This is a genomic window from Shewanella sp. S1-49-MNA-CIBAN-0167 (genome assembly GCF_040310145.1).
Classification (GTDB): Bacteria; Pseudomonadota; Gammaproteobacteria; order Enterobacterales; family Shewanellaceae; genus Shewanella; species Shewanella psychromarinicola.
The window spans coordinates 32,486-57,846 of record NZ_JBEOPO010000034.1 but is presented as its reverse complement, the minus strand read 5'-3'; the positions used below and the strand labels follow the sequence as shown (position 1 = coordinate 57,846).

Sequence of the window (25,361 nt, the reverse complement as noted above, 5' to 3'; positions counted from 1 at the left end):
AAGTTTTGATTGTCTCGAATGAAGAAAGCTGCAGCCTTTTTTAAGATATCATTATCCCTCATGGCTTGTTTTAGTTGTGCTTCTAGAAGCTGTATTCTTCGTTGTTCTTCAGTTAATGCTTTGACATTTTTCGGTGTTTTACCGGCTAATTCAGCCTGGTACTGCACTTTCCATCTAGACACCGCAGATTTACCTGCACCTGACATATCTTCAATTTGCTTGTTCGTGTAACCCTGTTCGACCATCAGCTTGGCATATTCTAATTTTTGAAGAGGGCTGACAGTGATTTTAGTTTTTCTAATCATAATAAATACCTTTAAGATTTTGCTTATTTTAAGCTATAAATCTCTACAGTTTCATTAGACCATTACAAAGAGAACCGCAATCGCGATCCCCCAACCTTCAATATTTGGCATATTATATAAAAAACCCATAGTATTTCACTTCCTTATAATTTAAAAATAATCAGAGTTGTTTTCTACTTAACGTCATTCGGTTTATTAACTGGAAATTTAATTGGCCTTAACATTAGCAAGCTAAATATCTCTCTTATTAAATCGATACTATCTGCAGTTGCATAAAATCGCTTAACTCGAATAACGTCGAGCAGTATTTATAGCAAAAAAGCAATGGTACATTTTTTTGAGATGGTGAAAAATTACTAATCTCAAGTATCAACAATAACCATCAAGTGGCGAGTAACTTACTCCTATAATCAACGATTTTCAATAATCTAAATCACAAATTAGTGTATTTACTCTAAAAATATATGAAAATCACTATATATGGCTGTTTTTAAAGGTTTTAATATTATTATTTAAATTGAATTATAGAGCGGAAATCGATGTCGTGGCTAGACTATTATCAATTTTTTACGATAAAATAAACGTAAAAAGAACTAATATTTCTATGGAGTGGTTTATATAATAAATCACTAATAAAACATCGAGGTTTAATTTTGTGGAGTGAGTTGTACTCGAACACTTTATATTACCGATTACTAAAAAAGCACTTCAAGAAGTAAAATAAAAAAGGGTTCAGGATGTTTATAATCTAAAGTTTAATTAAATTTCTCTTTAATAAAATTTTATAAACTGCTGTGGTTGTAAATATTTCATTTTTGATGGATTAGGTTTGTGTCTACGGCTTTTTTTAACGGGTAGACTAAAAGTGCAAGATTTTTCTTTGCCGTATTCATTGCTAGGAACCGCTTTCGTTGGTCAGAACAATATAGTAAGTATAATTGGAAGTACAATTAGAGAGAGTGATAATGCCTCATTTTTTAGAACTACCCAATGGATTGAAAGCCATTAAAGAAAAGAACACTATTTATGTCGAGAAGCAGGCAAATTCAAAGCCAGCGGACCATTTTTTGCACGCAGTTGCTGGTGTTAACCTAATTGTCGTTCAGTGAAAACATATCTCGAGGTCGCGGCATTAGTATGACCAGTCTGCCTGAAGATGTTGTACTGACCCAATCTAAGATCAGTCAATGGGTCATCAACTAATCGAGGACAACGCTGCAGAGCATTGCAGATTATTTTTTATGGTGCGTTAAGACCCAATTAAACCAACCCATGCATTGACGGACGCCGCCAAAGTAGATCAGAACTTGAAAGGCGCGACACAACTGGTGCAACAGTTTTATGGTCATAGCAAAAAACACAACAATCGCTCGAAACAAAATTAACAATGTTCTCTGTGATCTTGACCATTACATTCAGGTGAGGGGGCGGGTTCACAATTTGAAGAATATCGATGTTGATCTTGTTGTTGCTCAAGGTTTACCTGCGAAAGTAGCAAGGTCGAAGACCCGCCGAAGGGCTCCCTTCTTGATACTGTAGCGCAAGTGGTCAGCCTATGGCTGAAGGTCAAGTCTTTGTGTTCGCCTTTTTTTGATCATGAGCATCTTTTTTAAGTCGCAAAGCGGGGTGATTGTGGCTTAAAAATACTGAGCATTAAACGCTAAATGAGTGAGCCATTAATGCTAGCCATTACAATGATCCGTTCATCAGGCCTTGCTCATTTTAATCATGCCGAATAACAATTTTCATATTTACTTTTTAGTTTCAATAGCTTAATAAATTGCACCGTGATGACCAAATAAAATACGATTCCTCGTTCTGCGCGAAGGTAAGCCACCGTATGCGATCTATTTTCGGTTGAGTTACAAAGGCGCTGAGCTTGTTAACTTCACCACTTTAATAGATTGGTGTGTGCTGAGAGGGTACAGTCAACGTCATAACGGCTAGAGGAGATTAAACCGCGACTTATACGAGTCTTGCAGTGTTTTAGAACGATCTTTATAATCAATCATGTCACCAATATTGATGATGATTTTTAAATCTTTAGTATTATTTTTCACCGACTCACCCAAGACTTCATTGGCATTGGTTTTTATAAATACTGGTAATATCGGCAATCTATTTTTCATCGCGATGATTTGAGCGCCTTCTTTAAACTCAGTCAATGTTTCATCACTCTTATTACGCGTACCTTCAGCGAACACACTAATAGAATAACCTTTGGAAACCTTGTTTTTAATGTCAGTAAAAAACGAACTCATTGTACTTGATTCTCTATCTAGCAATACTGTGCCAGCATTTCTGGTAAACATACCAAAGAAAAACGAATTATAAAGTTCTTTTTTCGCAATCCATAAACTGTTAATTCCCTTATGCTTTAGAGCAATCTCGACAATTAATGGATCGATAATACTTCGATGATTCGACACGATAAGATATTGACCACCTTGATTAACCTTCTCAATGCCTTCAACCTCTACACTAATATTTAAGCGTGATAATAGCGTTTCTGCATACTCCAACCGAATTCTCGTCATGTCATCGGGTGTGTGATCACCTTTTAGCTTAATACCGAACTTATTGGTTAAATAAAGGGCGTATATTGCTTGTTTAATTTGATTTAGTGTCAAGGGCGCTCCAGAAAATGACTGTCATAAAGTTGCTGCATCATAACAGTTTCGTCAGGGGCGGGTCTTTACTTTCTACTTTCTACTGTCAATGAGTTTGACTCGGTTGAAGACCTACTTGCTAAGACGTTTAGCCGTGTTAACGTCTTATGTGATAGTCAGTCGTTAAGATAAAGGTTTAATAACAGCTGCTGAAGACGTACTTGCCAAGAGACTATGAGCTATTGATCTTTCGAGATGCATTTTGCAGTATTTTGCAGCAATGTGTGGCCATTTTATCTAAGGCAGAGCCTATGAAGTATGGTTTTTCTACATCAACAATCTATAACGCAGCACCAATCCAAAACATTATTTACAGGCTCATTCCGCCCGAAAAATGCAGCTAAATGGTTGTACTTATTTCTAAGCAAGGGGGCATTATTACAAGCTATTAGCTTAAAATGACTCGGCGTCACCCTTGAAGCACGATTAGCCTTGGTTTATTTTAACAACATGTGAGCCCCAAAGATAAACACTCCCTAGTTGTTTCACCACTCACCGCTTCTTTAAGCCGTTTATAAATGTTTATTAAAACGCTTGGCCGCGAGCAACACCCCAATACAGGTAAAGCCGAGTAACCAAAGTGCATCCTGGCCTAATGACATAACTTCGGCTTCTCTAAGCACAATGCCTCGCACCATACGAATAAAATGGGTTGCAGGCAGAGCTTCCGCTACCCATTGGGCTCCAATGGGCATAGCTTCATAAGGGAACATAAATCCAGATAACAAAATTGATGGCATCAGCACAAAAATGGTTAACTGCATCGCTTGAAGCTGGGTTTTCGCAATGGTACTAATGACCAAGCCCAATGCTAAACTGGCGCAGATAAACAAGAAAGAAGCGAGTAGTAACGAATCTAAGCCGCCGCGGACCGGTACTGAAAATATCCAGTGTCCAGCACTGAGAATAATCGCCACTTGGATGAGTCCAACCAAGATATACGGAATGATTTTACCCAGCATAAGTTCCAGTGGGCGAACCGGCGTTACAATTAAAAACTCCATATTCCCCAGCTCTTGCTCACGAACAATCGCCGCAGAGGTGAACATAATCATCGTCATCGTTAGGATCACCGCCAGTAAACCGGGCACAATATTGACCACTGAGCGCTGCTCTGGATTAAAGTATTCAACCACTTCAAATGTCGGTACACTCATTGTGATTGAGCGGTTAGCCACTTCATCCAGTGGTAGTTTTCTTAGTGATCGGATTGTTGCGGCAACCATGGTATCGGAACCGTCCAATAGCCATTGTCCAACGGGTCGAGTAATTTGTGATGATCCCTGTTTTGGATCAAATGCAGGGTGAATTAACAGTCGTTGAGGCAAATCGACGGGTAAATAAAGCACGGCTTTGACTTCGCCATTAGTAATGGCTTTTTCAGCTTGATCGATAGAGTAATATTGATGTTTAAAGTCAACTGCTTGCGTAGCAATTACGGTCTGTTTGATTGCCCGGCTATAGGTGGTTTGACTCATGTCGATAATGCCAGCGGGCACATGGCGAATATCGGTATTGATGGCATAACCAAATAACATTAATTGCAGTAATGGGATCATCACAATCATGCCAAATGTCATCCGATCTCGAGACAGCTGTTTCATTTCTTTGAAGACAATGGCAACTAATCTACCCCACATGTCGACCTCCGGTACTGGTGACAAATACATCTTCAAGACTCGGACGAACGATTTCAAGCTGATGTTGATCACAAACAGTGCTCAGAAACTGCAAAGGCTCCGTTATAGACTCATTGACCAGTACTCTTAAGCGAGTACCAGATTGGGATGCTGAAATAACCGCGTCCACAGCAGTTAGTTTTTGTTTTAACTCCCTTATATTATCGCCACTGACTTCGATAACCGTGGCCCCCATTGATTGCATTAACTCACGCGGGGTTCCATTTGCCCGTTTGATGCCATTTTCTAAAATGGCCAATTGATGACAGCGCTCTGCCTCATCCATATAGTGCGTCGACACCAAAATCGTTGTGCCACTGTCACTAAGATCAAACAGGTGCTCCCAAAAGTCCCGTCGATTTTGCGGGTCGACAGCAGAAGTAGGTTCATCAAGAAACAGCAGTTCAGGGCGGTGCATGGTGGCGCACGCCAGCGCCAAGCGTTGTTTTTGTCCACCGCTCATGGTGCCGGCTAACTGCTTTTGTTGCGGCTCGAGGCCATATTGTTCCAATAAGCTTGCCACGCGGGTTTTATCTTTAACACTATAGATGGCCGCAACGAAGCGCATATTTTCCAATACCGTTAAATTGTCATACAAGGAAAATTTCTGCGTCATATAGCCAATTCGGCTTTTGAGCGACTCTTCATTACCTTGCAGTGGTAAGCCTAAAATAGTGGCCTTGCCAGCACTGGGTGTTAATAACCCAGTTAACATCCGTATGAGTGTTGACTTACCACAGCCATTGGGACCAAGAAAGCCATAAATACTGCCTTTCGTAACCTGTAAATCCAGTTGATCTACCGCGACTAAATCACCAAATCGACGGGTTAATCCTTGTGTTTCGATCACATATGCGGGTTGTTTCATGGTAATCGAACCTCGACACCAATCCCTATGGGTAAGTTTTGATCGCTCGGTAAGTCAATCTCAGTTAAATACATTAACCGGGCACGATCTCGCTCGTTCAGTGCGAAGTAGGGCGTAAAAGCTGGAGTACTTCGAATGTTACGCACGGTTCCCATGACAGGTTGTTCTTGACCATCAATCCATACCGCTACTGTGTCTCCTTGGCTAATTTTACCCAGAGCAGTGGCAGGCAAATACACCCGCGCATAAAGTCGGTCACTGGCAAGCAGTGTCACTAATTGAATGTTGGCCGCGACGCGGTCGCCAAGCTTCCAAGGTAAAACATCTACCACTCCCGCTTTGGGTGCTCGTATGCTTAATTCGGCTAAAGATTGTTGTGCATCGGCTAATGAAGCTTGTGCTATGTCAGCTTGCGCTTGCGCCTGCGCTACTTCTTCGCTGCGGGTACCATTTTTAAGCTCTAACCATTGCTGCTTAGCTTGAGTCAATTGGGCTGCCGTTTGATCTCTTACTGCTTTGGCAGAATCAAAATCGGCTTTTGCCACTATTTTTTTAAACCAAAGATCTTTCATACGCAGATAGTTTTTGTCTGCATCTTGCGCTTGTGCTTGCACTGCAAGCATCGCGGCATAGGCCGCAGCAAGCTGCTCTAAACGAGTGCCCGTTTGCAGTTGATTTAGCTTTGCTTGTGCTTGGACGAGGGTTGCTTGTCGCTGGTCAATCAGCCATTGCGCATGACGGGGATCAAGTTGTAGCAACAAGTCTCCAGCGTTCACTTTTTGTCCCTCTTCAACCAAAACCGAGCGGATCTGTTCCGCAACAGGTGCAGAAAGCATCATTCTGTCTCGTTCAACTAACCCCATTGCGCGATTACCTTCTTCCCCAGAACAACCTGCGAATAGAAGCATAATAGGTAACCAAAATAGCAGACGTTTCATCATTAAACTCCTGATCCTGAAGCTCGTATCGATGAGTCTCGGAATAATCCTTGATTCATCACCAGCATATTGTGTGCAAGCAGTTGGTCTAACATGGACTCGCTAAGGGGTAAATCCAATTCTTTGAGTAATACTTTGGGCGCAATCAGTGGAAAGACCATTAAGCTGATAAAACTTAAACGTACCCATTTGGGATCGAGCTGTGGATTGAGTTTTTGTTGATCGGATAATTCCTTAATCCAGTCTCCGGCATAACCGATCATCTCATGAATTACATTCGATACAATGGTGAACGCTTCATCACTATCCTGTTGATTCAATGATTGGAAAATTAATCTAGGCAGTGCAGGGGTTCTTTCCATCATTCGATAATAAGCCCGCATTAGTGCTTCTGGAGAGTCTTTTTGATTTTTTACATCATGTTTAAACACAATGGCCACGGGGGCAATCGTTTCTCTCACCATGGTTTCAAATAAACCTGCTTTGGAATCAAAGTAGTAACGGATCATCGCGGCATCGACACCAGCACGCCGAGCCAGTTCGCGAATAGACACTCGATCATAGCTGTTGTGAAGAAAACATCCTTGTGCCGCGTCGATGAGTGCAGCGCGAGTTTGGGTCTCCCCTTTGGGTCTTCCCGGTTTATCTGCCATCTCAAACTCCATTAATTCATCTATTGATGAATAATAGCAAAAACGGACAAAGAAAATAGAACATTAATTCCACAATGTATGATCCCGTGCGGAATTACATCAAGGAATGGTGTCTTATTAAGATTAATAAATAGTCAACAATGAGGTGCAAAATCATTTTATGACCAAAGCCATTGGAGGGGAATAAAAAAAGGGGCCGCGATAATTATTGTTGGTATTTGTGGCGATCTTTGTCGGGGTTAAGTCAGACAATATATTGTTGTTTATAAAGCGATGAATTGTTAATAAACGGATTGAGTAGTTGAAGGCATAAAACACTAGCCCCGATCAGATAAAATCTAATATCCTACCTGCAGAATATTCACCATCACAGCTGTGGATGAATATAAGCCTGTGGCGACTCTAATTTGACTCCCTTTATTAACTTATAACGATGCGATGGAGATCTGTTTATAGATTGTTTTTTATTTAGTTTGCTGTTGCCGTGTTTGTCCACACCGTGAAGACTAAAAACTAATTTGCTAAATCGATACCAACGGCTTTAATTAACAATGTCCGGACTCTCTTTGATTGAATGTTTGCACTTGTAATATGGCACATAGTGCCATTTGGTCAGGGGAGTCCATAACATTGGTTAGCTAACAAATTACACAGGGGACTAAATGAATCTAAACCTGTTTGACTCCTTTCCTATCGCTGGCGGCTATGTTGGTGTCTCGATACTCATGTTGGTTTTCAACGAAGTGGGCTATCAGTTCGGGGTACATGCGCGAACGAGTCAAGACAAGGAGGCTCCGAGCTCGTTAGGTTCAATGGTGGGGGGTTGTTAGCCATGCTCGATTTTTTGTCCTCGCCTTCACATTTTTTATCGCTTCTCATCAGCACGATCTTAGAAAACAGAATGTTCTCGAAGAAGCGAATTCAATTGGCACGGCATACCTGCGAGCTGACTTGCTTGATAAGCAATACGCAATAAAAGTGAAACACCTGTTGCGAGAATATGTCGACATTCTCCTAAAGGCCGCAAGTGGCAGCGCCCTAGACACGGCCATGGCAGGATCCGTTGAGATCTATGACCACCTGTGGGCACTGGTGTCAGCAGCAGCGAAAGAGCGCCCAATACAAACTCCTCACTAATGAACCAATCCATCAGTGACATATTTGATATGCACGAAAAACGATTGACTGCTGCGCAATCGAATTCCCAGCAGTGTCTGGACGGCGCTCATAGGCATCATCGCACTCACAATGATAACTATGGGTGCTGAGGTTGGGCTTACTGGTAAGCGAAGATTGGTGGCAATGATCCCTTTGGTACTGGCTTTTGCAGTGCTTGTGGCGCTCGTTGTGGATCTCAATCGTCCTCAAAGCGGGTTAATAACAGTAGGGCAGCAGTCGATGGTCGATCTGCAGCGCAGCATGAGTTGATAACATAAATAGCCAATGACGTTGGGCATGCCGCTATAGCTAACAACTTGCACAGCGAACACGTCACTTTATTGAAACCGCAGCATCGAAAAAGTGCAGACGCTGTAAAAGTGACAACGAGTATCTAACAAGCCGTGTTTCTGTTTGTTAAGAGGTGTGAGTTAATTAATGACAGCGAATAAAATCCGTTTCAGAATGTCAGCGTGGGCAAAGCAAAATAAAGCCCAATCAAGGCAGAAACCGATGGCGTTATGCTGAATTGAAAGACTCATACACTTTACTGAATTTAAAATGAAGACTTTAAGTGGGTGATAGCTATACTTACACTGAGGTTTGGTGCGCTGGCTTCTTTATTATTGATTTAACCTAATGCTGACAAGTTACTCATGATGGATACCGCGGTGATATTACCAATGCCTTTAATGCTTTGAAGGATAATTTTATTAGCCAGACATTCAGGGTTAAAACTCTGGCTGGCATTGTTTGCTGTCGACGCAATGGGTGAATATGAGCGATTGGTTAATTTAATTTGGCTCCCTTTCTTCACTTATAATGATAAGAAATATAGATGCCTGTTTATTTTTTATTTTGAAATAAGCCTGAAATTAGCAGCTGATTTTGTTAACATCCGTCCACAATATTCAATCGACTGTTAAATCGAAAGCTAAATTAAAAGCGCAAGGCCGCTCTAATCGAGGATTTATGAAGAAAAATCAGGATAAATACAGTATAGATAATACCGATTATACTGTCGGGCAAGATAACATTCAAAAATGGGGTTTTGATATACATAACCCTGTATTTGGAACGAGTGCAGGCTTAATCGCTATTTTTTTAATTGCTATTTTAATTATCGACCCAGCAACATCAAAAGAATTTTTAGACGGTATAAAATGGCAGATTATAGGTGCATTTGACGGCCTCTTTATGTGGTCTATGAATATTTTTGTGATCTTCTGTCTGGGATTAATTGTCTCACCTTTTGGTAAAATTCGCCTAGGTGGTGACGGCGCAAAAGCCGATCATTCAAGACTTTCCTGGATAGCGATGCTTTTTGCTGCAGGTATGGGCATTGGTTTGATGTTTTGGGGGGTTGCTGAGCCTGTAGCGTATTACACGGGCTGGTATGAGACACCACTCAATGTCGTCGCCAATACCCCAGCAGCAGCAGAGCTTGCACTGGGTGCTACTATGTTCCACTGGGGATTACACCCTTGGGCGGTTTATGGCGTAGTCGCCTTATCGTTATCTTTCTTTGCTTACAACAAAGGCTTACCGCTTTCCATACGGTCTGCTTTTTACCCGATATTAGGCGACCGCACCTGGGGTTGGCCTGGACATGTCATTGATATTATAGCTGTGATAGCCACATTATTTGGTCTGGCAACATCACTTGGTTTAGGTGCCCAACAAGCTGCGGGTGGTTTCCAGCACGTGTTTGGCATTGACGGTGACCTCTCCTTGCAAATCATTATTATTGTCGTAGTGACTATGCTGGCGGTTGTCTCTGTGGTACGCGGCCTTGAAGGTGGTGTTAAAGTAATCAGTAACGTTAATATGTTACTTGCTGCTGTTTTAGTTATTTTTGTTGCGCTTGTGACCGCTGCAGTTTCTATGGGTACTATTCCCACAACCATAATGGGTTATGTTAAGAATATTATCCCCTTGAGTAATCCAGTAGGTCGTGAAGATGAAGCTTGGATGCACGGCTGGACCGTCTTCTATTGGGCATGGTGGATTTCATGGTCTCCATTTGTGGGTATGTTTATTGCTCGTATTTCGCGCGGCCGTACGGTACGTGAATTTCTTACCGCAGTATTGATTATACCAACATCAGTGACTATCTTATGGATGTCTGTCTTTGGTGGTGTTGCTATTGACCAAGTTGTTAATGAAGTCGGCATATTAGGCAGTGAAGGGTTAACGGACGTTCCGCTTGCGATGTTCCAGATGTTTGATGCGCTGCCATTAGGTAATATTTTATCAATGATAGCTGTGCTACTGGTACTGGTTTTCTTTATTACCTCTTCCGATTCCGGGTCGTTGGTAATAGACAGTATTACTGCTGGTGGTAAAATTGATGCGCCGGTTCCACAACGTATTTTTTGGGCTACAATCGAAGGTGCTATTGCCGCTGTGCTACTGTGGGTTGGTGGTACTGAGGCTATTGAGGCATTACAAGCGGGTGCCATTTCGACGGCCTTACCCTTTACCATTATTTTATTGGTAATGTGTGTCAGTTTGTTGATGGGTATGCGTACTGAAAAGCATAATAAAAGCTAGTTTTTACACGCACAAAAAAGCCGATGATTGATTCATCGGCTTTTTTTTGTCTAGTAATGTGCTCTCATCACAGAGACGTTATAACCACAATTTTTTAATCGCAGTGTCGGGACTAAAATGATATTTAATTTGAGCCTGCAGTAATTCTGCGGTGGCAATCGCATCGGTTAAAGCATCGTGAGGCGCGTAAGCGGGTAAGTTGTAGCGATCACGACTATTAGCAAGACGAATGGACTCTGGGCGTTTTCTTTTAAAGAAATTAAGCAAGCCCGACGTATTAACCCGTTGCAAATTAGCCTCAATCTGCATGGTATCTATAACCGGAAAGATAATACCTTCATTAATCAACAAGCGTAAAGTGTGATCAAGAAAATCACGCTCAATATGCCGATAATGTACCACCACCACTTTTCCTGCCAGTTCAGCTAAAAGCTGCTCTAAAATACGCAACAGATCCGGTGCATCTTGTAAATCCGAGTGGGTGATACCATGAATAATAATTGAGTTTTCTTGTAATTTATCCTGTGGATTGAGATACCATTCTTTTGCTTTGCGGCAAAAAATACGCTGTAAATTAAAGGGTACCAAACCAATGCTAATGATGCCGTTTTTCTGTGAATCTAAGCCTGTCGTTTCAAAATCAAGCGCGACAAACTCAATATCATTTAACGGCGTTTCATTGCTATAGGTACCGGTATTATAAAAATCAGCCAAGCGTGGATCTTTACTGTTTTTGGCTTTTAATTTTAGCAAGGCTGCCCAGTTTAAAATCTCCTGGTTACTGAAATTGTTCATGAGTTAACCTTTAAAGTTTGTTTGAAGTATAGCGATATTTTAAAAAGTTTTGTGCATTGCTTAACACTAAAAAAGCATCTTTAAGATTGCGTCTTTCAAAATCAGACATACTTTCCGGTTCAATATTATTATCAGGCTCAATCCCAGACTCTATATCGGATGACTGATGACGCAAACGTACCAAAGAGATAAGCTCCATTGCATGTTGTAAATCTTCGCCTTTTGATTTAGGCAAAATACCTGCTTCGATAATATCATCTAAGCGTTGAAATGAGTTTTGCGATTGTGAGCCGATCGCCAAGGCATGCACTCGGATCAGATCCGCCAATGGTGCAGTACCACGACGTTTTAAATTAATAGCGTTATTATGGCGGCCATCTTTTTCCATCACAAAATCTTTAAAAAATCCCAGAGGGGGTTTACGATTAAGGGCATTGTGCGCCAAACAGGCTAAAAATCGGTTGTTTTTCTTGGTTTTGCGCAGGATAAATGCATTTAATTGCTCAGCCCATTTTACTCGGCCATAGACACCCGTAAGATCAAAGAAAATAGAGCAGTTTAATAAAGCTTGAGGGTTTGGATTATCTATCCAATCACCGAAACAATCTTCCCACTGAGATCGTGTTTTGCGAAACTCAGGGTTGCTTGCCATAATATCACCAGTGCAGTAACTGTAACCGCAGGCAGCTAAACCATCACAAACAAAATTGGCTAGCTTTTCAAAATAGGCACCATGCAACGCGACTTGATAGCTATTATCAAGGATTATGGCATTATCTTGATCGGTTACCATCAGTTGCTCATCACGAGCCATCGAGCCCAATGCTAAAAAGCAGTAGGGAACCGGCGGGGGGCCGAACATCTCTTCGGCAAGTTCTAATAAACGCTGTTTAAAGTTGCGACCGATTTCAGACATTGCCCGCCCGACCATATGTGAATTGGCATCTTCGTTAACCATGCGCACAAAACAGTTTTTTAACTGTGCAGAAAGCAGCACTAAATCCTCACTACTTTTCTGCTGAAAAATACTGCTTACAAATAACAAACTATTTTGCGATTCGTAACGGATAATATCTGCAACTTCAATCAGACCAATGGGCTTTTTATTTTTTAGAATAGGTAGATGATGAATGTTATAACGCAGCATGAGTAGCATTGCTTCAAAAATATAAGCGTTATGATCCAGTGAAATCAAATTGGTCGACATGACTTGTGAAATAGGATTATCAACATTTACCCCAGCTGCAATGACGTTAGCGCAGAGATCATGTTCAGTAATAATACCAACGAAACTGCTATCCTGCGGGTCTTCTATATCAGGATCATTTATTAATGCAGCAGAAACATTTTCTTCGGCCATTATCTTAGCTGCCGCTTGAATAGTGCTATTACAGGAAATAACGACTGCTTCTCTCGTCAATAATGTTTTCACTTTGGAAGTGGTCAGCGCATTAGCATCATCGCTTTTACCTTTTACCGCCTGTTTTAAACGGGTAGTATCTTCCACTTCAACAAAATCAGCAAAATCGTCATAAAGCTCGCATAAGTTAGTGAATACCGATTCTGGAATACAGTATACCAAGGTATCTTTTACCGCTTTGGCTGGGAAACGCACTTTATTATTGGTGAGTAAGCCCATTTGGCCAAATAACTGTCCCTGATCTAGACGATTGTACAGTTCACCTTTACGGCGATATAACTCTACTACCCCGCTGCGGATCATATACAGTTCACTGATTTTGTCATTAAAGTTAATAATCATGCTATCGGTACGGTAATAAGAAATCTCAACACTTTGCGCAATGTCGATTATGACTTGTTCTGGAAGCTGATCAAAAGGGGCGTACTGAGCGATAAAGCTTTTAATTTCGTGTAGTTCGGCTGACATTAATAGGCCTGCTAGTTGGTGATGACTGGAGCTTTTGTTTATATCGATTTAGATATTATACGAGTAAAGCTAAAATATGAGCAGCCATAATTTTTGCTGAATATTTAACTGTTGGTCTCGTCTTTAGTTACCTTGATTTGCTTGTCAGTAACAAATAATCGTTAGACCAAGATAAACAATCGTCAGTTTAAATGACACACCATACTATCACTGTGTTGGCGTATTGTACTTAAGCATTTCTGGGGGGCTGATAATATGACAGGAGAATTACACCTATATATTAACTATGAACATCGCCAAAAATGGATAAATTTTTTACTGGCAACCATCTTGGTGAATGAACGCTATGTTTATGCGGTGATAAGTAAATTGTTCATATATGACATGATAATCTTGATAGATCTCCCATTTATGTAAACTAACCTACTGTGATGATAACCCGATAATGCGGAGGTATTGGAGAACCGTAAACACGATTGTTCACAAAAATTTACCTACACGTTAATCTACACGTTAATTGAGACAAACAATATCAGTGTATTTGTACGGTATCAGAAACTGAACAGCAGGGTTTTAAGATGGAGTTCTACCGTAAAAAGGATAGCGAACAAGTGCTGCAACGGATTTTGTGCACCGTAGTGGTCTTTGAAAGATAGGCAAAATATGCACCAGCAAACTTTACTGCTGAGAAAGACGTTAATTCAAAGATACAAGATAATAGCAATCGATTCCAAAGAATTAACAAGAATATTGTCTATAATTAAGTGACTCGATTGTCTTATTTTTAATAAGACAATCTATTAATGATGAACTTAATGATGAACTTAATGATGAACTTAATGATGAACTTAATGGGAGATAAATCATGAGCAGTTGGATTTTAGTCGCAGATAGCGCTCATGCACGTCTATTTAACGCCGAAACAGCAAAATCTGCATTAAATGAGATTAAGAGCATGATCCACCCCGAATCAAGACAACATGAACAGAAGCTAACCTCTGATCTACCAGGACGTCAGGCTGGTGGTGCAACGTTTAGTCACCATGCTGTGGGAGGTAAAACAGAGCCCAAAGAGTATGAGGCGGTAGAATTTGCTAGAGATATATGTAGATACCTTGAGGCTGAATATAATGCGCAAAAATTTAGCCAATTGATCGTGGTTGCTGAACCTCAGTTCCTTGGTAACTTACGCAAGGTAATGAGCGACAACGTCGCTAAGCTTATTACCCTAGAAATAGACAAAGACATAGTTAAGCAGGACATTGCCACGATTCGAGGTCATCTGCCCACTATTCTTCCACATTTAACGTCATAATGCGGCCTAAGCATATTTTATTAATCCATATACAGTGGAGGCAACAAAATTTAACAAGACCCAGTAGACTATTCGAGGGTAATGCTTACAGTCCTTTGTCGCGTTTGTTGTTGGTATCGGTTTGTTTGTAGAGTTGCCTGCACTGAATCGAACGACGACAAAAAAAGCTTTAGTTGCAGCTAAAGCCTGGGTCTCATATTTCCCGAAAGGAGAATTATTTGTTATTAGATGGGGGTATCCATACCAGTTGCTATAGTAGACATAAAAAAGATGCACATAAGCAATGCATGATACCTAAAATGGACGCTTCAAGCATGGAGTACATCTACTAAATAAGTCCACAAAAACAACATAAAGCCTTTGTTCATTTCGTTGAAAAAAGCAGCGATCATCAACCAGTCTATTCATGACGCAAGGTTTCTATCGAGTCTAGTTGCGCGGCCTTACGGGCAGGGAAGTAACCAAAGATGACGCCGACTGCTGCAGAAAACAGAAAAGAGACAACTATTATGTCCAGATTGAAGACAAAAGGAATTTGCATCAAATCGGCCAGCGCAACTGAGCCCAGTAGCGCCAGTATTATGCCAACCATTCCGCCCAGAGAAGTCAGCATCACGGCTTCTACCAAAAACTGTAATAGCAGTTCTCGTTCCATGGCGCCGATGGCTAGACTGATTAAGACCCTGCGTTGGACAAATATCGGCACCCTGTGTTGCTGTCGGTTGTTGTTTATCTGATGCCATGTCACGAGCCTCTCATTATTTGAATATCTATCTCAAGGCTGGAGACCTTTGTGTTAATCATTCCTACAATACACTTGTGGTGATATTTTAACTGTGTAATGAGTTTATAATTCACTCCTTGTGCAAAATATATTATCCCGAGTCTGATGTTATTGATGGCATCTACCCATACTTTTCTTCAGCGTGGAGGCGTTTATTAATGGCCCTCTTAGTCCCACATAATAGAACGAGAGTACTGTTTTGGTTTTGACTGAATAAGCTTGATATTAAACGTGAACACTTGGATTATTGATACCGAGGTGTGCGGTAATTTATTATCAATAAAATCAGTTGTATATGATCTTTAATATGCAATATCTTTTCATTTAACGGTTATTTTTGTCATCATTTGATGCTTATTAACTAAACTAGAGATATTGTAATAGAGTTGATCAAGATCAAGCGTGTTCTTTCTCCCTGGGCCTAAACTTGTTAATGTTGATTAGTTCCAAGCCGTCTGATGATCCGTTGCAAACTTGTTTTTTGTTAGGGGATAAAATGAATTTTAAAGACTATTACACTGTATTAGGGGTAGAACCTGATGCGGATGATAAAGTAATAAAAAAAGCGTATAAAAAACTCGCGGTGCAGTACCATCCTGATGTGAGCAAACATCCTGAAGCAGAAGCAAAATTCAAAGAAATTAGTGAAGCCTATGAGGTATTACACAATACTAAAAAGCGTGCCGAATATGACGAGTTGCGCCATCATCACCTAAATAGAACCCAACATCGCTATGCCAATCAAGGTGGTGCAAATGGTGCAGGTCAAGATTGGGGCCAACAGCAAAGTGATCCACAAACTGATCAAGAATTTGCGGACTTTTTTAATTCAATGTTTGGTGGAAGGCATTCAGGCTTTGAGCATGGCGGGCAACAAAGAAGTCGCCAAGCTCAGCAGCCAAAAGGCCAAGATATCGAAATTGAGTTCCCGATGTTCCTTGAAGAAACCTTGGTCGACACTCTTAAGCCGGTAGCGTTTACCTTACAGCAACGTGATCCCCAAGGTCATGTTGTTGAGCAGCCCAAATCTCTAAAAGTTAAAATTCCAGCCGGGGTTATTAATGGCGAACGTATTCGCCTTAAAGGCCAAGGTGGACCGGGACCGACCAAAGCCGATAATGGCGATTTGTATTTACAAATTCGTTTTGCGCCGCATCCTTTATTTGATGTTGATGGTCGAAACTTGAGCATTGTTGTGCCTATTGCACCTTGGGAAGCCGTATTGGGTACCAAGCTTAAATTGCCCACGTTAACGGGTAATATTCAACTCAGTATCCCCGCCAATAGTCAGTCAGGACAGCGATTACGCATAAAAGGCAAAGGTTTACTCAGTAAAAAAGTGCAGGGCGATTTATTTGCGGTGCTTAAAATTGTGGTACCGACATCACCAGATGAGACAAGCAAGCCATTGTGGACTGAACTAGCCGAAAAAAATACATTCGACCCTCGTGCCAGTTGGAGTAAATAACCATGCTGCAGATTAATATAAACGAACAAGATTGTTGGTTGAGTAGCAATGAACTGTGTGAATGCAGCGATATTAGCTCGACATTATTACTTGAGCTCGTAGAGCATAGTATAGCCATTCCACTGCAGGGCGAGGTGATAGAACAATGGCAATTTAGCGTGGAAAATTTACATCAAGTTAAAAAAGCCACTCGAATTCAACGTGATCTTGCACTGGATTGGGGGGGCATTGGCTTAATTTTGCAATTACTCGATGAAAGAGAACAATTGGAGCATGAAGTCTATAGGCTCAAACAGCAACTTAGTCGATTTAAATCATAGGTACAAGTCGATTATCTGTCGGTGTGTTAGCAAAAAACACTAGTCGATCCACAGTGCTATTCGTATTTTCGGATCTTCCTGTAAGGATTGAGTCACGCAATAAATGCTGAAAGAGGCTATGATATTGATTAAAAAATGGATGGCATGGTTGCTGGCTAGTGTTGCTGACTAGGGTTGCTGTCTTTCGCTCATCATCTCAATATTTTAGATAAAGCGACTCTTAATCAGGAGGTTGCAGCAAGGTAACAAGTACATATGTAGGTTAGTAATTAATTAAAACGGGTTAATACGTATAAACCTTCCGCCAATCAATAACCTAATTTGACTGCGATTACGTTGATTAGCATCAGCGTTTTATATTCAACCCCAGAGTCACGTTAACAGGGTAAATTGCGGCTTACTCCCCATCCCACAAATGCTCGCTATTGTTAAGACACACAATCATTGTGTGTTGTTGGCGTATTAACCTTAATGACCGGCATTTAATACTCGCAAGATGGCTTTAGGTATGTACTCGAGTAGATCACTGGCAAGCACCCCATATTGGCTTAATTCATTTGCGGCTAACTCGCCTGCTAAACCATGCAAATATACCCCTAGGCACGCAGCGTTAAGTGGGCTGACGCCTTGGGCGCAAAATCCTGCAATCATACCAGTCAAGACATCTCCAGTACCGGCTTTGGCTAGCGCGCTGTTGCCAGTAGGATTAATGAAAACGTGATCCCCATCGCTTATGACGGTGTGCTTACCTTTAAGCACCACGAGCGTATTTAATTGTTTAGCCGCTAAGCTAGCAAAATGAACCCGTTGCGCTTGAATCATGTTGACATCTATATTTAATAACCGTGAGAGCTCTTTTGGATGTGGGGAAATGATGCTATTTTTGGTGAAACTAATCGATTTTTGCGCGGTGCTTGTAGGATGGTGAAGTAAACGACTCATAAAGTTCAGTGCATCCGCATCGAATATCACCGGATGAGTATTCGCTTGGATTTCTGTTAGCAGGGCATAAAAAAATTCACTATTACCATCAGGGACTATTAAGCCATTTATAGGGTTAGGGTAACGGTTCAATTGATCTGTACTTTGGCTAATGCTCAATCCACTGCCTATTGAAATTACACTGGCTTGTGCGAGTTTACCCCGAAGTTGTAAAACAGCTTGGGGGGCTATGGGTTGTGTATTTATATGTTTTATATCAATAGCTTGCTGTGCTTGGTGAGGTGGTAGGGGCAAGGTAACTACATTTGGGGTTTGCGAGCTCACACTGTCACAGACCGATGGGCTACTGGCTAATGTGACGTAACCTGCACCAACCCGCAGCGCTGATAAACTAGAAAGATATGCCGCCCCTCGATAATGTATCGAACCGGCAATATTCAGCACCTGGCCAAAGGTCATCTTATGACTGTCATCTGGCCTTGGCGGCAATATACTATTGATGTATTCGAGCGTTAGTGTATTCATTGGTCTTCGCTGATTAATATTAAATATTCATACAATAAAGTAGCACAAACAGAAAATGCTTAATGGCACCTAATGCAGAAATATTATGATATTTTTTACTCTGTGATTAACCCGTTAAGCTTGAATGTACCGTGGGCAATATTGTATCGATTATACCGCATGGGGTTAGGCATAATGTTAAGGGAAATGAATGACGAGAGTTGATAGGGCACAGGGATCATCTTTATGTATTTTACTGGTGATGATCAACGCTTTCTCGATTTAGCCGTCTGCCGTAGGTCAATGGCATTGATAACTAAACTAATGATAATAACGCATCATTTACAGTTAACGGGATTATGATTAAGTCTATCGCAACAATATGAGACTCATGTATGACACTGTGGCAAGCGAGTAAGCAAGATGACCCTCTGGCTCCCAATAAAAAGGATATTAGACAAGATCCTTTAATCGCTAAGTTACTTGGGAGGTTACCAGCACAACTGGTTCAATCTTATACTGATGAACAACTTGAGGGTATTAAAGGCGCGTTAGGTCCAAATACATGGGGCAGCCACTTTATTGATAATCGGGGAACATTTAAATTTCCGTTTATAAAGTGGCGTTTTTATTATGTATTTCTACTGGGACGAAATAAACGTGCTTACACACGTCGTGAAAAAAATGCCTCGTTAGCGATCATGGTAATGTTAGTTTTTACGGTTATATTTGCCTCGATGCTACTTGGTTTGCTGGTGCTTTATATTATCAAGTCAGCATTAGGTATCGATTTATTTTCTGACACGTCATTAGGTATTTGGGATCAGTTTAAGCAATGGTTAGGCTAACCACGTTTATTGATTGCTTTTAGCTAGGGTTTGTCTGATTGTCGGAATCAATATTTTATTGAGATGGTAAGTTGGGCTGTTTTTCCCCTGTAAACGCTAACAGGCCGTCGTCATCATCTTCTGCAAAGTTTAGGTAAGTGTTCTCCATCTTTTGGGTAAATAACCCTACTTTTTACACATACCGCTCACGCGACAACTGATGGTGTGCATTTGATTGACTATATCATTATGGGTAGGCGCTTTAATGTGCGTAATTTTGGTGTTACCTAGCTTATCTCCGCTCCGCGCACCTTCTAAAACAGCATGTGAAACTGAATGTTCAAATCTAGCGTACTGCCAACGCGTTTAATAAGTGTTACTGCACCGGTTTTGGCTTAACCCATTAATGAAGCACTGTGTTTTAGAAAAATTAGCCATTTAATAGACTACAATATGTATTCATAACATTGTTTATTAGTAATTTTTCAATCATTAAAACATCACAAGTCATTGATTGATATACACACCTAAATATCACAGACGTTTGTGTTACGTTCGCACCAGCATCATATATTTAATTAAAATAATTAGGATGTTTATGCAAGGTAATCTATTTAATACGACCAAAGGCCGATTGTTTTCCTTTGGTATGATGTATATTTCTGAGGGTATCCCATTTGGATTTACCAGTATTGCACTCGTCTCTATTATGCGTCAGTCTGGTTTAGGTCTAGACGTAATTGGGATTTTCACCGCTGCACTCTTTCTTCCTTGGACCTTTAAATGGGCGGTTGCCCCATTTGTCGATATTATCAAGTTCACCCATTATGGCGGTAGAAAAGCATGGATTGTTGCCTGTACCATAATGATGTTGATCACGTTATTGATCTCAGGGTTACTGGATGTTGTTGAAAATTTCGATGCACTAGTGAGTCTATTTATTCTACACAACATCTTTGCCGCCACACAGGATGTGGCTATTGATGCATTAGCAATAAGTAATTTGAAACCTGATGAGCGGGGCCGAGCCAGTGGTATTATGTTCGGTGGCCAGTATTTAGGTATTGCGATTGGTGGTAGTGGTGCGATTTTCATCTATGGCTATTGGGGTTTTGATGTTGCTCTTATGGTCATTAGCGTACTATTATTTCTGAATTTATTGTTTATTTTGTTTTTTGTAAAAGATCTACATATACAAAAAGCAAAAATAGTCACAGAAAAATCAGTTCTTCATGAATTATACGTTAGTTTTATCTACTTCATTAAAGCCGTCTTCGATAGTTTTTGGCTTTCGGGTAGAATACCGATCCTAGCCTTATTGTTTGCTTTTCTTCCTACTGGCACCATGGCTTTGGCTTATGCTTCCTTGCAGACTATTCAAGTCGATCTAGGCCTTAGCAATAATGAAATTTCTCAGGTAACATTACTCAATACCATTTTTGCGGGCATTGGGTGTGTCATCGGCGGATATTTGGCTGATATCTTTGGCTTGCGAAAGATGTTGTTTACTTTCTATTTCCTACTGATATTTCCCGGACTATATTTAGGTACAAGAATATATATGGCTGGCTTAGAAGATATTCATACTTATGAGTTTTACACCATTGCTACAGCGCATGGATTTATCTTTGGTATGGGCTTTGCCGTATCGATAGCTTATTTTATGGGTGCAACCAATCCTATGGTAGCGGCAACCCAATTTACAGTTTATATGGCCTTTGGAAACCTAGCCATTATGGTATCTAACTATTGGCAGGGGATTGTCTCAGAACATATGGGCTATGCTAATATGTTCTTTATAGAATCAGTAATTGTTATATTACCTTTAATACTCATACCGTTTTTAAGAACTAGAGAAGAGATGAAAGCTGAACAGACGTTGATTCGTTAACTTTATGGCGCTGGTGTTTCATCTTTTTTGTTATTGGCAGTGCCATTCAAACACTTTTTAATTAGTAAACCAAGGGGGGTAGTGGCAACAGTGGCTTGAGCGAATAAGCTGCCATTGGTACAATTTATTATCTTTGGTCGTGCTATTAGTGATATTACGCTGCGCCTTAAAGTATATGGCGCCATAGGAAAGTCACCATATCGAAAACCTGTCATTGAGTGTGTTCTATTTGTTTTATTTTTCGCAGGCATGAGTTTGTTACAAGTGACGTTATTTGGCGCGCATTAACCACCCATCTACATCGATATTTAAGCTGCCTGTTAGTGAGCTCATTATTGAATTATGCTTACTATTATTCACCGGATTTAAGCCCTTATTTGTCGTTAACTGCCCGTTAGCAATTATGGTGGTTGGTGTGTGTTTTAGTGTCATGGAGTGGATTATTAACCCCGACAGGTTACGTCAATGCCCATATAATCCGCACTCCGACGTGGTTACATCTAACCAATGAATTGATCTATTCATTTTATATTTAGCATCAGCTTTAGCCTTATATATTGTCTGTGCATTGCTGTGTTATTGGCTTATTAAACCTTTAGGCGACAACTGTCTTGAAAAACCCCGTTATTACCTAAAAATGAGTAAGTATGCCTCTTTAGGCAAAATAGACTAAAGCTTTAGTGATGTTCGGTGACATAGGTGGTTTGGGTTGATTTATCTTCAGAGGCTTGTGAGCATACCGCGATTTGTAAAGGTAATGCTGCAGCGTAAGGATGCAATGTATACACTGAATTTAGTCGCAGTTTGTGGTGCACAATTTACCCAATAGCCATTTTCTTGCCAAACATTTTGCCCAGGTACATCGTGAGCATTGGTAGTTTCACACTGATGGTAAAGCGCACTTCGTGATTGATGAGCTTGAAGTACGAGAGCGTTTAAACCCCATAGTTCAATTAACTGCGACAGGTAAAGCCTGCAACGTTTACTGGCTAGCCTTCGTGGGCTAAATATTGAATAATTTGTTCCATGTTTAGGTTAAAATCATCGGCGCGAACACATTTTACGATTAAGTCGTCAGTCACTGTTGCCAAATCAATCTTTTGCCCGACTTCGAAATGATCCGGTTTTAAATGATAAAACGGTTTCACAAGCGGGCGGATTGGGTCTTTAGGATTATGACTTTCAACAATAGCAAGTCTATTCGACTCAAGTTGAACCACTGAGCCGACAGGGTAAACCCCCATACAACGTATAAATTGATCGACTAGGTCTTTATCTAATTCATTTTTTTCAGCCAATGCCCGCAAAATACTAAAGGATTTGACTTGTGCATAACCTTGTTTGTAGCAACGATTGGAGGTGAGAGCATCGAAAATATCGCAAATACTGATCATCCGTCCGTATAGGGTAATTTTTTCTGCTGGCACACCAAATGGGTAACCTTGTCCGTTAAGTTTTTCATGGTGTAAAGTTGCCACCTCTAAACTTAGCGGGCTAATGCCTGGGGTGTTTTTCATGATTTCAATTGAATAGCTGGCGTGAGTTTTCATAATATGAAACTCTTCATCTGTCAGTTTATCAGGCTTATTTAAAATGCGATCGGGGACCATAATTTTACCCACATCATGTAAAAATGCACCGACTGCTAATTGATTAACAATATCTTTGTCGATTTTTTTATATACAGAAAACATAGTCATCAATACCGATACTGACACCGAATGTTCAAGTAAATATTCATCTTTATTGCGGATGTTAATCACACACGACAAAGCATTGGGATTATTGAAAATCAAATCTGTCGATTCGGAGGTGATTTTCTGCACCGGGTCCATTTCTAATGGCAAACCGTGTTGGGCATTATGGAATAACTGTTTTTGAATGTTTTTTGATTCATTAAATACTTGGCGAGCTTTAACTAATTCTTGATTAAAGAAATTTGCTTTCACATCGGTGCGTGCAGGCGTGACTTTACGAGGCGGTTGAGGCTTGAGCACATTGATTTTTTGCTCGACTTCTTTGATAATAACTTCAGTTTTACTGGTATCAATGAGTAGTTTAGTAACCGATTTTCGCTTTAGTGCTTCGATAACTCGTGCATTGTTAAGCACACCAGGTTTAGTTAGCGAAAACGTATCTTTGGGCTCGGTGATTTCGACCACATACATTCCAACACAAACGTCAGTAATGTCATGTTCAATCAGCATAAATCGGTTCCTCGGGCTATTTATCAGCATCAGAGCTATCAACTGTATCGTATAATTTAGCATACGATAGGCTACAATATCACGAATTTGATGCTGTAATATAAGCGAAATAACGCTTCGTAGAACAAGCTTTACCACAACCGTTATTCAAGGTTTATTTGTGGTGTTAATCAACTATGTTACAGGCAACATCATCAGAGTTTATGCCGAAATCACCTAAGGCTCAATGGCTTTGAACAATCGTTGTTTGGTTGTATATTTTTGTGCGGTTAATTAACTATATATCGTCAATACAGAATGTTAAACCAAAGTGTACAGCGGATGATATCTCAACAATTGATAATTCTCAAAATAGAGCCAGTATCTTTTACAAGCTGTAAACGGTATAAAAACTAGGTGTGAAACAAAGTATAAAGTCTGCTGTTTGAGTTGTTGTATTTTTTTAAAAATAATAGTTAACCCCACTATAATCACTAGCCTGGGTGTACTCTTTGCTACACGACTAAGGCTGAATCAGTAGCGCTTTTTTTGATGTTAATCATAAATGGGTTGGGATAAGCCGTGTTTGTCACCGCTCAATTGGGAATGTTTTTACATGTTGTTCAGCAAGGTTCGTTTGTCAAAGCCGGTTCGATATATGACATGGAGAATAGTTATTATCAACGTAAATTATGGCGTCAGTAATTGCCGTAGCGAGTGTCTAAGTTGCTTAAATACCGGCTCGTGACTGTAACAATGGTGCTGTATAACATCCACATTAGCTTGCCAGCCAATCTCTTTAAATTCAGACGGTAATAATACTAATTGACCGCTATTAACATAGTTATTGGCAATATGATTGGGTAGTAAACACCAACCATGTCCCTGCAATGCAAGTTCGAGCAAAATATAGTAATTGTCGGCGTACCAAGCATCTGGGCTAATTGCTGTCTGAAAGCTACTGGATTTAGTATTCCGCGAACGGATTAAGAGTTGACGATGCAATTTTAAGTTGGCTAAGTTATCACATATCTGTTGTGCTAAAGGGTGAACACTCGCCACATACATATCAAACTTAATTGACCCGATAGATTCAAAGTCGATGTGAGTCGGGATCGTTAACTCGCTGAAAATAATTCCGGTAACAGCCCGCTCAGTGTCAATCATATCGATTATATCAATGCTCGATGCCGTTAAAAACTCAAGCGTGATAGTTGGAAATTGAGCTTCGAGCTCATTAATAATATTAGACAGCTTTTGCAGCGGAATGCCTTCATCTAAACCAATTGTCAGCTCAGATATTGCTTGTTGGTCTAGGCTTTTGGCGCAATCGCGCAGGCGTTGATGTTGGCTCAGTAATACTTGGGCATGGGGTAGCAGTTTTTTTCCTGCTGGTGTCAATTGAGGATAACGTCCACTGCGATCAAATAGTTCGCTATTGCAGTCTATTTCAAGGTTTATCACATGCTGACTGATAACTGATTGCGCTTTATTAAGCGCTCTTGCCGCAGATGAAAATGACCCCGTTTTTACGGTTGCCACAAAGGCCTCAAGCTGTTCAATACTATACATATCGCTTTTACCGATACTTACTAACTTTAATGTATCTTTATATTGG

At 40.5% G+C, this 25,361-nt stretch carries 21 protein-coding genes and 1 pseudogene; 8 read left to right on the top strand and 14 right to left on the bottom strand.

Annotated elements, in window-relative coordinates:
* The 6 genes and pseudogenes from AAEZ00_RS15655 to AAEZ00_RS15630 form a co-directional block, all read right to left on the bottom strand.
* Nucleotides 1-305 (bottom strand): annotated as a pseudogene (locus AAEZ00_RS15655) (transposase); the annotation flags it as partial.
* A gap of 1,943 nt (nucleotides 306-2,248) precedes the next feature.
* Nucleotides 2,249-2,935 (bottom strand): lysophospholipid acyltransferase family protein, encoded by a 687-nt coding sequence (locus AAEZ00_RS15650; RefSeq protein WP_351089020.1) that lies wholly within the window; start codon nucleotides 2,933-2,935, stop codon nucleotides 2,249-2,251.
* A gap of 551 nt (nucleotides 2,936-3,486) precedes the next feature.
* Nucleotides 3,487-4,614: an ABC transporter permease gene (locus AAEZ00_RS15645; RefSeq protein ID WP_124011602.1), complete on the bottom strand. Its 1,128-nt coding sequence runs from the start codon at nucleotides 4,612-4,614 to the stop codon at nucleotides 3,487-3,489.
* Nucleotides 4,604-5,521 carry an ABC transporter ATP-binding protein gene (locus tag AAEZ00_RS15640; RefSeq protein ID WP_124011601.1) on the bottom strand — a complete coding sequence of 306 codons (918 nt, stop codon included), beginning with the start codon at nucleotides 5,519-5,521 and terminating at the stop codon, nucleotides 4,604-4,606. Before AAEZ00_RS15640 ends, AAEZ00_RS15645 begins: the two co-directional genes overlap by 11 nt.
* Entirely contained in the window at nucleotides 5,518-6,462 is a 945-nt protein-coding gene (locus AAEZ00_RS15635; protein ID WP_351089018.1) for an HlyD family secretion protein, read from the bottom strand. The genes AAEZ00_RS15640 and AAEZ00_RS15635 overlap by 4 nt, the downstream gene beginning before the upstream one ends.
* On the bottom strand, nucleotides 6,462-7,112 hold the full coding sequence (locus tag AAEZ00_RS15630; protein ID WP_351089016.1) for a TetR/AcrR family transcriptional regulator: 651 nt from the start codon (nucleotides 7,110-7,112) through the stop codon (nucleotides 6,462-6,464). The genes AAEZ00_RS15635 and AAEZ00_RS15630 overlap by 1 nt, the downstream gene beginning before the upstream one ends.
* A gap of 662 nt (nucleotides 7,113-7,774) precedes the next feature.
* Between AAEZ00_RS15630 and AAEZ00_RS15625 the strand changes: the two genes are divergently transcribed.
* The gene (locus AAEZ00_RS15625) at nucleotides 7,775-7,942 is read left to right on the top strand and encodes a hypothetical protein (protein WP_351089014.1); all 168 of its coding nucleotides are present in this window, start codon (nucleotides 7,775-7,777) and stop codon (nucleotides 7,940-7,942) included.
* A 959-nt stretch (nucleotides 7,943-8,901) separates the two neighbouring features.
* Here the strand turns inward: AAEZ00_RS15625 and AAEZ00_RS15620 are convergent.
* Complete coding sequence (locus AAEZ00_RS15620; protein WP_101031860.1) at nucleotides 8,902-9,087, bottom strand: hypothetical protein; 186 nt, start codon at nucleotides 9,085-9,087, stop codon at nucleotides 8,902-8,904.
* Nucleotides 9,088-9,242: 155 nt separating this feature from the next.
* On the opposite strand from AAEZ00_RS15620, the gene AAEZ00_RS15615 reads away from it, so the two are divergent.
* Entirely contained in the window at nucleotides 9,243-10,823 is a 1,581-nt protein-coding gene (locus tag AAEZ00_RS15615) for a BCCT family transporter (RefSeq protein WP_351089012.1), read from the top strand.
* A gap of 78 nt (nucleotides 10,824-10,901) precedes the next feature.
* Here the strand turns inward: AAEZ00_RS15615 and AAEZ00_RS15610 are convergent, their stop codons facing one another.
* Both AAEZ00_RS15610 and AAEZ00_RS15605 read right to left on the bottom strand, forming a co-directional pair.
* Nucleotides 10,902-11,618: a 3'-5' exonuclease gene (locus tag AAEZ00_RS15610; protein ID WP_351089010.1), complete on the bottom strand. Its 717-nt coding sequence runs from the start codon at nucleotides 11,616-11,618 to the stop codon at nucleotides 10,902-10,904.
* A 10-nt stretch (nucleotides 11,619-11,628) separates the two neighbouring features.
* A complete protein-coding gene (locus AAEZ00_RS15605) occupies nucleotides 11,629-13,506 on the bottom strand; it encodes a DUF294 nucleotidyltransferase-like domain-containing protein (protein ID WP_124011593.1) in 1,878 nt (625 codons plus the stop codon).
* An 865-nt stretch (nucleotides 13,507-14,371) separates the two neighbouring features.
* On the opposite strand from AAEZ00_RS15605, the gene AAEZ00_RS15600 reads away from it, so the two are divergent.
* Nucleotides 14,372-14,821 carry a host attachment protein gene (locus tag AAEZ00_RS15600; RefSeq protein ID WP_124011592.1) on the top strand — a complete coding sequence of 150 codons (450 nt, stop codon included), beginning with the start codon at nucleotides 14,372-14,374 and terminating at the stop codon, nucleotides 14,819-14,821.
* A gap of 400 nt (nucleotides 14,822-15,221) precedes the next feature.
* On the opposite strand, the gene AAEZ00_RS15595 is transcribed toward AAEZ00_RS15600, so the two are convergent.
* Nucleotides 15,222-15,569 (bottom strand): ABC transporter permease, encoded by a 348-nt coding sequence (locus AAEZ00_RS15595; protein ID WP_351089008.1) that lies wholly within the window; start codon nucleotides 15,567-15,569, stop codon nucleotides 15,222-15,224.
* A 532-nt stretch (nucleotides 15,570-16,101) separates the two neighbouring features.
* Between AAEZ00_RS15595 and AAEZ00_RS15590 the strand changes: the two genes are divergently transcribed.
* Nucleotides 16,102-17,073, top strand: a complete 972-nt coding sequence (locus AAEZ00_RS15590; RefSeq protein ID WP_335687519.1) for a DnaJ C-terminal domain-containing protein — start codon at nucleotides 16,102-16,104, stop codon at nucleotides 17,071-17,073.
* A 2-nt stretch (nucleotides 17,074-17,075) separates the two neighbouring features.
* Complete coding sequence (locus tag AAEZ00_RS15585) at nucleotides 17,076-17,393, top strand: chaperone modulator CbpM (protein WP_351089006.1); 318 nt, start codon at nucleotides 17,076-17,078, stop codon at nucleotides 17,391-17,393.
* 468 nt (nucleotides 17,394-17,861) lie between these two features.
* Here AAEZ00_RS15585 and AAEZ00_RS15580 read toward each other — a convergent pair whose 3' ends face one another.
* Nucleotides 17,862-18,860, bottom strand: coding sequence for an NAD(P)H-hydrate dehydratase (locus AAEZ00_RS15580; protein ID WP_351089004.1), 999 nt, complete (start codon nucleotides 18,858-18,860; stop codon nucleotides 17,862-17,864).
* Between the two features lie 374 nt (nucleotides 18,861-19,234).
* Here AAEZ00_RS15580 and AAEZ00_RS15575 point away from each other — a divergent pair, with 374 nt between their 5' ends.
* Complete coding sequence (locus AAEZ00_RS15575; RefSeq protein WP_351076206.1) at nucleotides 19,235-19,687, top strand: hypothetical protein; 453 nt, start codon at nucleotides 19,235-19,237, stop codon at nucleotides 19,685-19,687.
* Nucleotides 19,688-20,264: 577 nt separating this feature from the next.
* On the top strand, nucleotides 20,265-21,557 hold the full coding sequence (locus AAEZ00_RS15570) for an MFS transporter (RefSeq protein WP_351089002.1): 1,293 nt from the start codon (nucleotides 20,265-20,267) through the stop codon (nucleotides 21,555-21,557).
* A gap of 677 nt (nucleotides 21,558-22,234) precedes the next feature.
* Here AAEZ00_RS15570 and AAEZ00_RS15565 read toward each other — a convergent pair.
* Together AAEZ00_RS15565 and AAEZ00_RS15560 are read right to left on the bottom strand one after the other, a co-directional pair.
* On the bottom strand, nucleotides 22,235-22,372 hold the full coding sequence (locus tag AAEZ00_RS15565; protein ID WP_164839490.1) for a hypothetical protein: 138 nt from the start codon (nucleotides 22,370-22,372) through the stop codon (nucleotides 22,235-22,237).
* A 174-nt stretch (nucleotides 22,373-22,546) separates the two neighbouring features.
* Nucleotides 22,547-23,764 carry a cyclic di-GMP phosphodiesterase gene (locus AAEZ00_RS15560; protein WP_124011583.1) on the bottom strand — a complete coding sequence of 406 codons (1,218 nt, stop codon included), beginning with the start codon at nucleotides 23,762-23,764 and terminating at the stop codon, nucleotides 22,547-22,549.
* A 561-nt stretch (nucleotides 23,765-24,325) separates the two neighbouring features.
* Between AAEZ00_RS15560 and AAEZ00_RS15555 the strand changes: the two genes are divergently transcribed.
* Complete coding sequence (locus AAEZ00_RS15555; protein WP_351076199.1) at nucleotides 24,326-24,448, top strand: hypothetical protein; 123 nt, start codon at nucleotides 24,326-24,328, stop codon at nucleotides 24,446-24,448.
* On the opposite strand, the gene AAEZ00_RS15550 is transcribed toward AAEZ00_RS15555, so the two are convergent.
* A complete protein-coding gene (locus AAEZ00_RS15550; RefSeq protein ID WP_124011582.1) occupies nucleotides 24,434-25,315 on the bottom strand; it encodes a LysR family transcriptional regulator in 882 nt (293 codons plus the stop codon). The two genes, AAEZ00_RS15555 and AAEZ00_RS15550, sit on opposite strands and share 15 nt — an antisense overlap.
* Between the last annotated feature and the right edge of the window lie 46 nt (nucleotides 25,316-25,361).

Excerpts from the sequence above, each read along its gene's own strand:
- AAEZ00_RS15645 (WP_124011602.1), bottom strand. The coding sequence starts at position 4,614 with ATGTGGGGTAGATTAGTTGCCATTGTCTTCAAAGAAATGAAACAGCTG.
- AAEZ00_RS15640 (WP_124011601.1), bottom strand. The coding sequence starts at position 5,521 with ATGAAACAACCCGCATATGTGATCGAAACACAAGGATTAACCCGTCGA.
- AAEZ00_RS15635 (WP_351089018.1), bottom strand. The coding sequence starts at position 6,462 with ATGATGAAACGTCTGCTATTTTGGTTACCTATTATGCTTCTATTCGCA.
- AAEZ00_RS15630 (WP_351089016.1), bottom strand. The coding sequence starts at position 7,112 with ATGGCAGATAAACCGGGAAGACCCAAAGGGGAGACCCAAACTCGCGCT.
- AAEZ00_RS15625 (WP_351089014.1), top strand. The coding sequence starts at position 7,775 with ATGAATCTAAACCTGTTTGACTCCTTTCCTATCGCTGGCGGCTATGTT.
- AAEZ00_RS15615 (WP_351089012.1), top strand. The coding sequence starts at position 9,243 with ATGAAGAAAAATCAGGATAAATACAGTATAGATAATACCGATTATACT.
- AAEZ00_RS15610 (WP_351089010.1), bottom strand. The coding sequence starts at position 11,618 with ATGAACAATTTCAGTAACCAGGAGATTTTAAACTGGGCAGCCTTGCTA.
- AAEZ00_RS15605 (WP_124011593.1), bottom strand. The coding sequence starts at position 13,506 with ATGTCAGCCGAACTACACGAAATTAAAAGCTTTATCGCTCAGTACGCC.
- AAEZ00_RS15600 (WP_124011592.1), top strand. The coding sequence starts at position 14,372 with ATGAGCAGTTGGATTTTAGTCGCAGATAGCGCTCATGCACGTCTATTT.
- AAEZ00_RS15590 (WP_335687519.1), top strand. The coding sequence starts at position 16,102 with ATGAATTTTAAAGACTATTACACTGTATTAGGGGTAGAACCTGATGCG.
- AAEZ00_RS15585 (WP_351089006.1), top strand. The coding sequence starts at position 17,076 with ATGCTGCAGATTAATATAAACGAACAAGATTGTTGGTTGAGTAGCAAT.
- AAEZ00_RS15580 (WP_351089004.1), bottom strand. The coding sequence starts at position 18,860 with ATGAATACACTAACGCTCGAATACATCAATAGTATATTGCCGCCAAGG.
- AAEZ00_RS15575 (WP_351076206.1), top strand. The coding sequence starts at position 19,235 with ATGACACTGTGGCAAGCGAGTAAGCAAGATGACCCTCTGGCTCCCAAT.
- AAEZ00_RS15570 (WP_351089002.1), top strand. The coding sequence starts at position 20,265 with ATGCAAGGTAATCTATTTAATACGACCAAAGGCCGATTGTTTTCCTTT.
- AAEZ00_RS15560 (WP_124011583.1), bottom strand. The coding sequence starts at position 23,764 with ATGCTGATTGAACATGACATTACTGACGTTTGTGTTGGAATGTATGTG.
- AAEZ00_RS15550 (WP_124011582.1), bottom strand. The coding sequence starts at position 25,315 with ATGTATAGTATTGAACAGCTTGAGGCCTTTGTGGCAACCGTAAAAACG.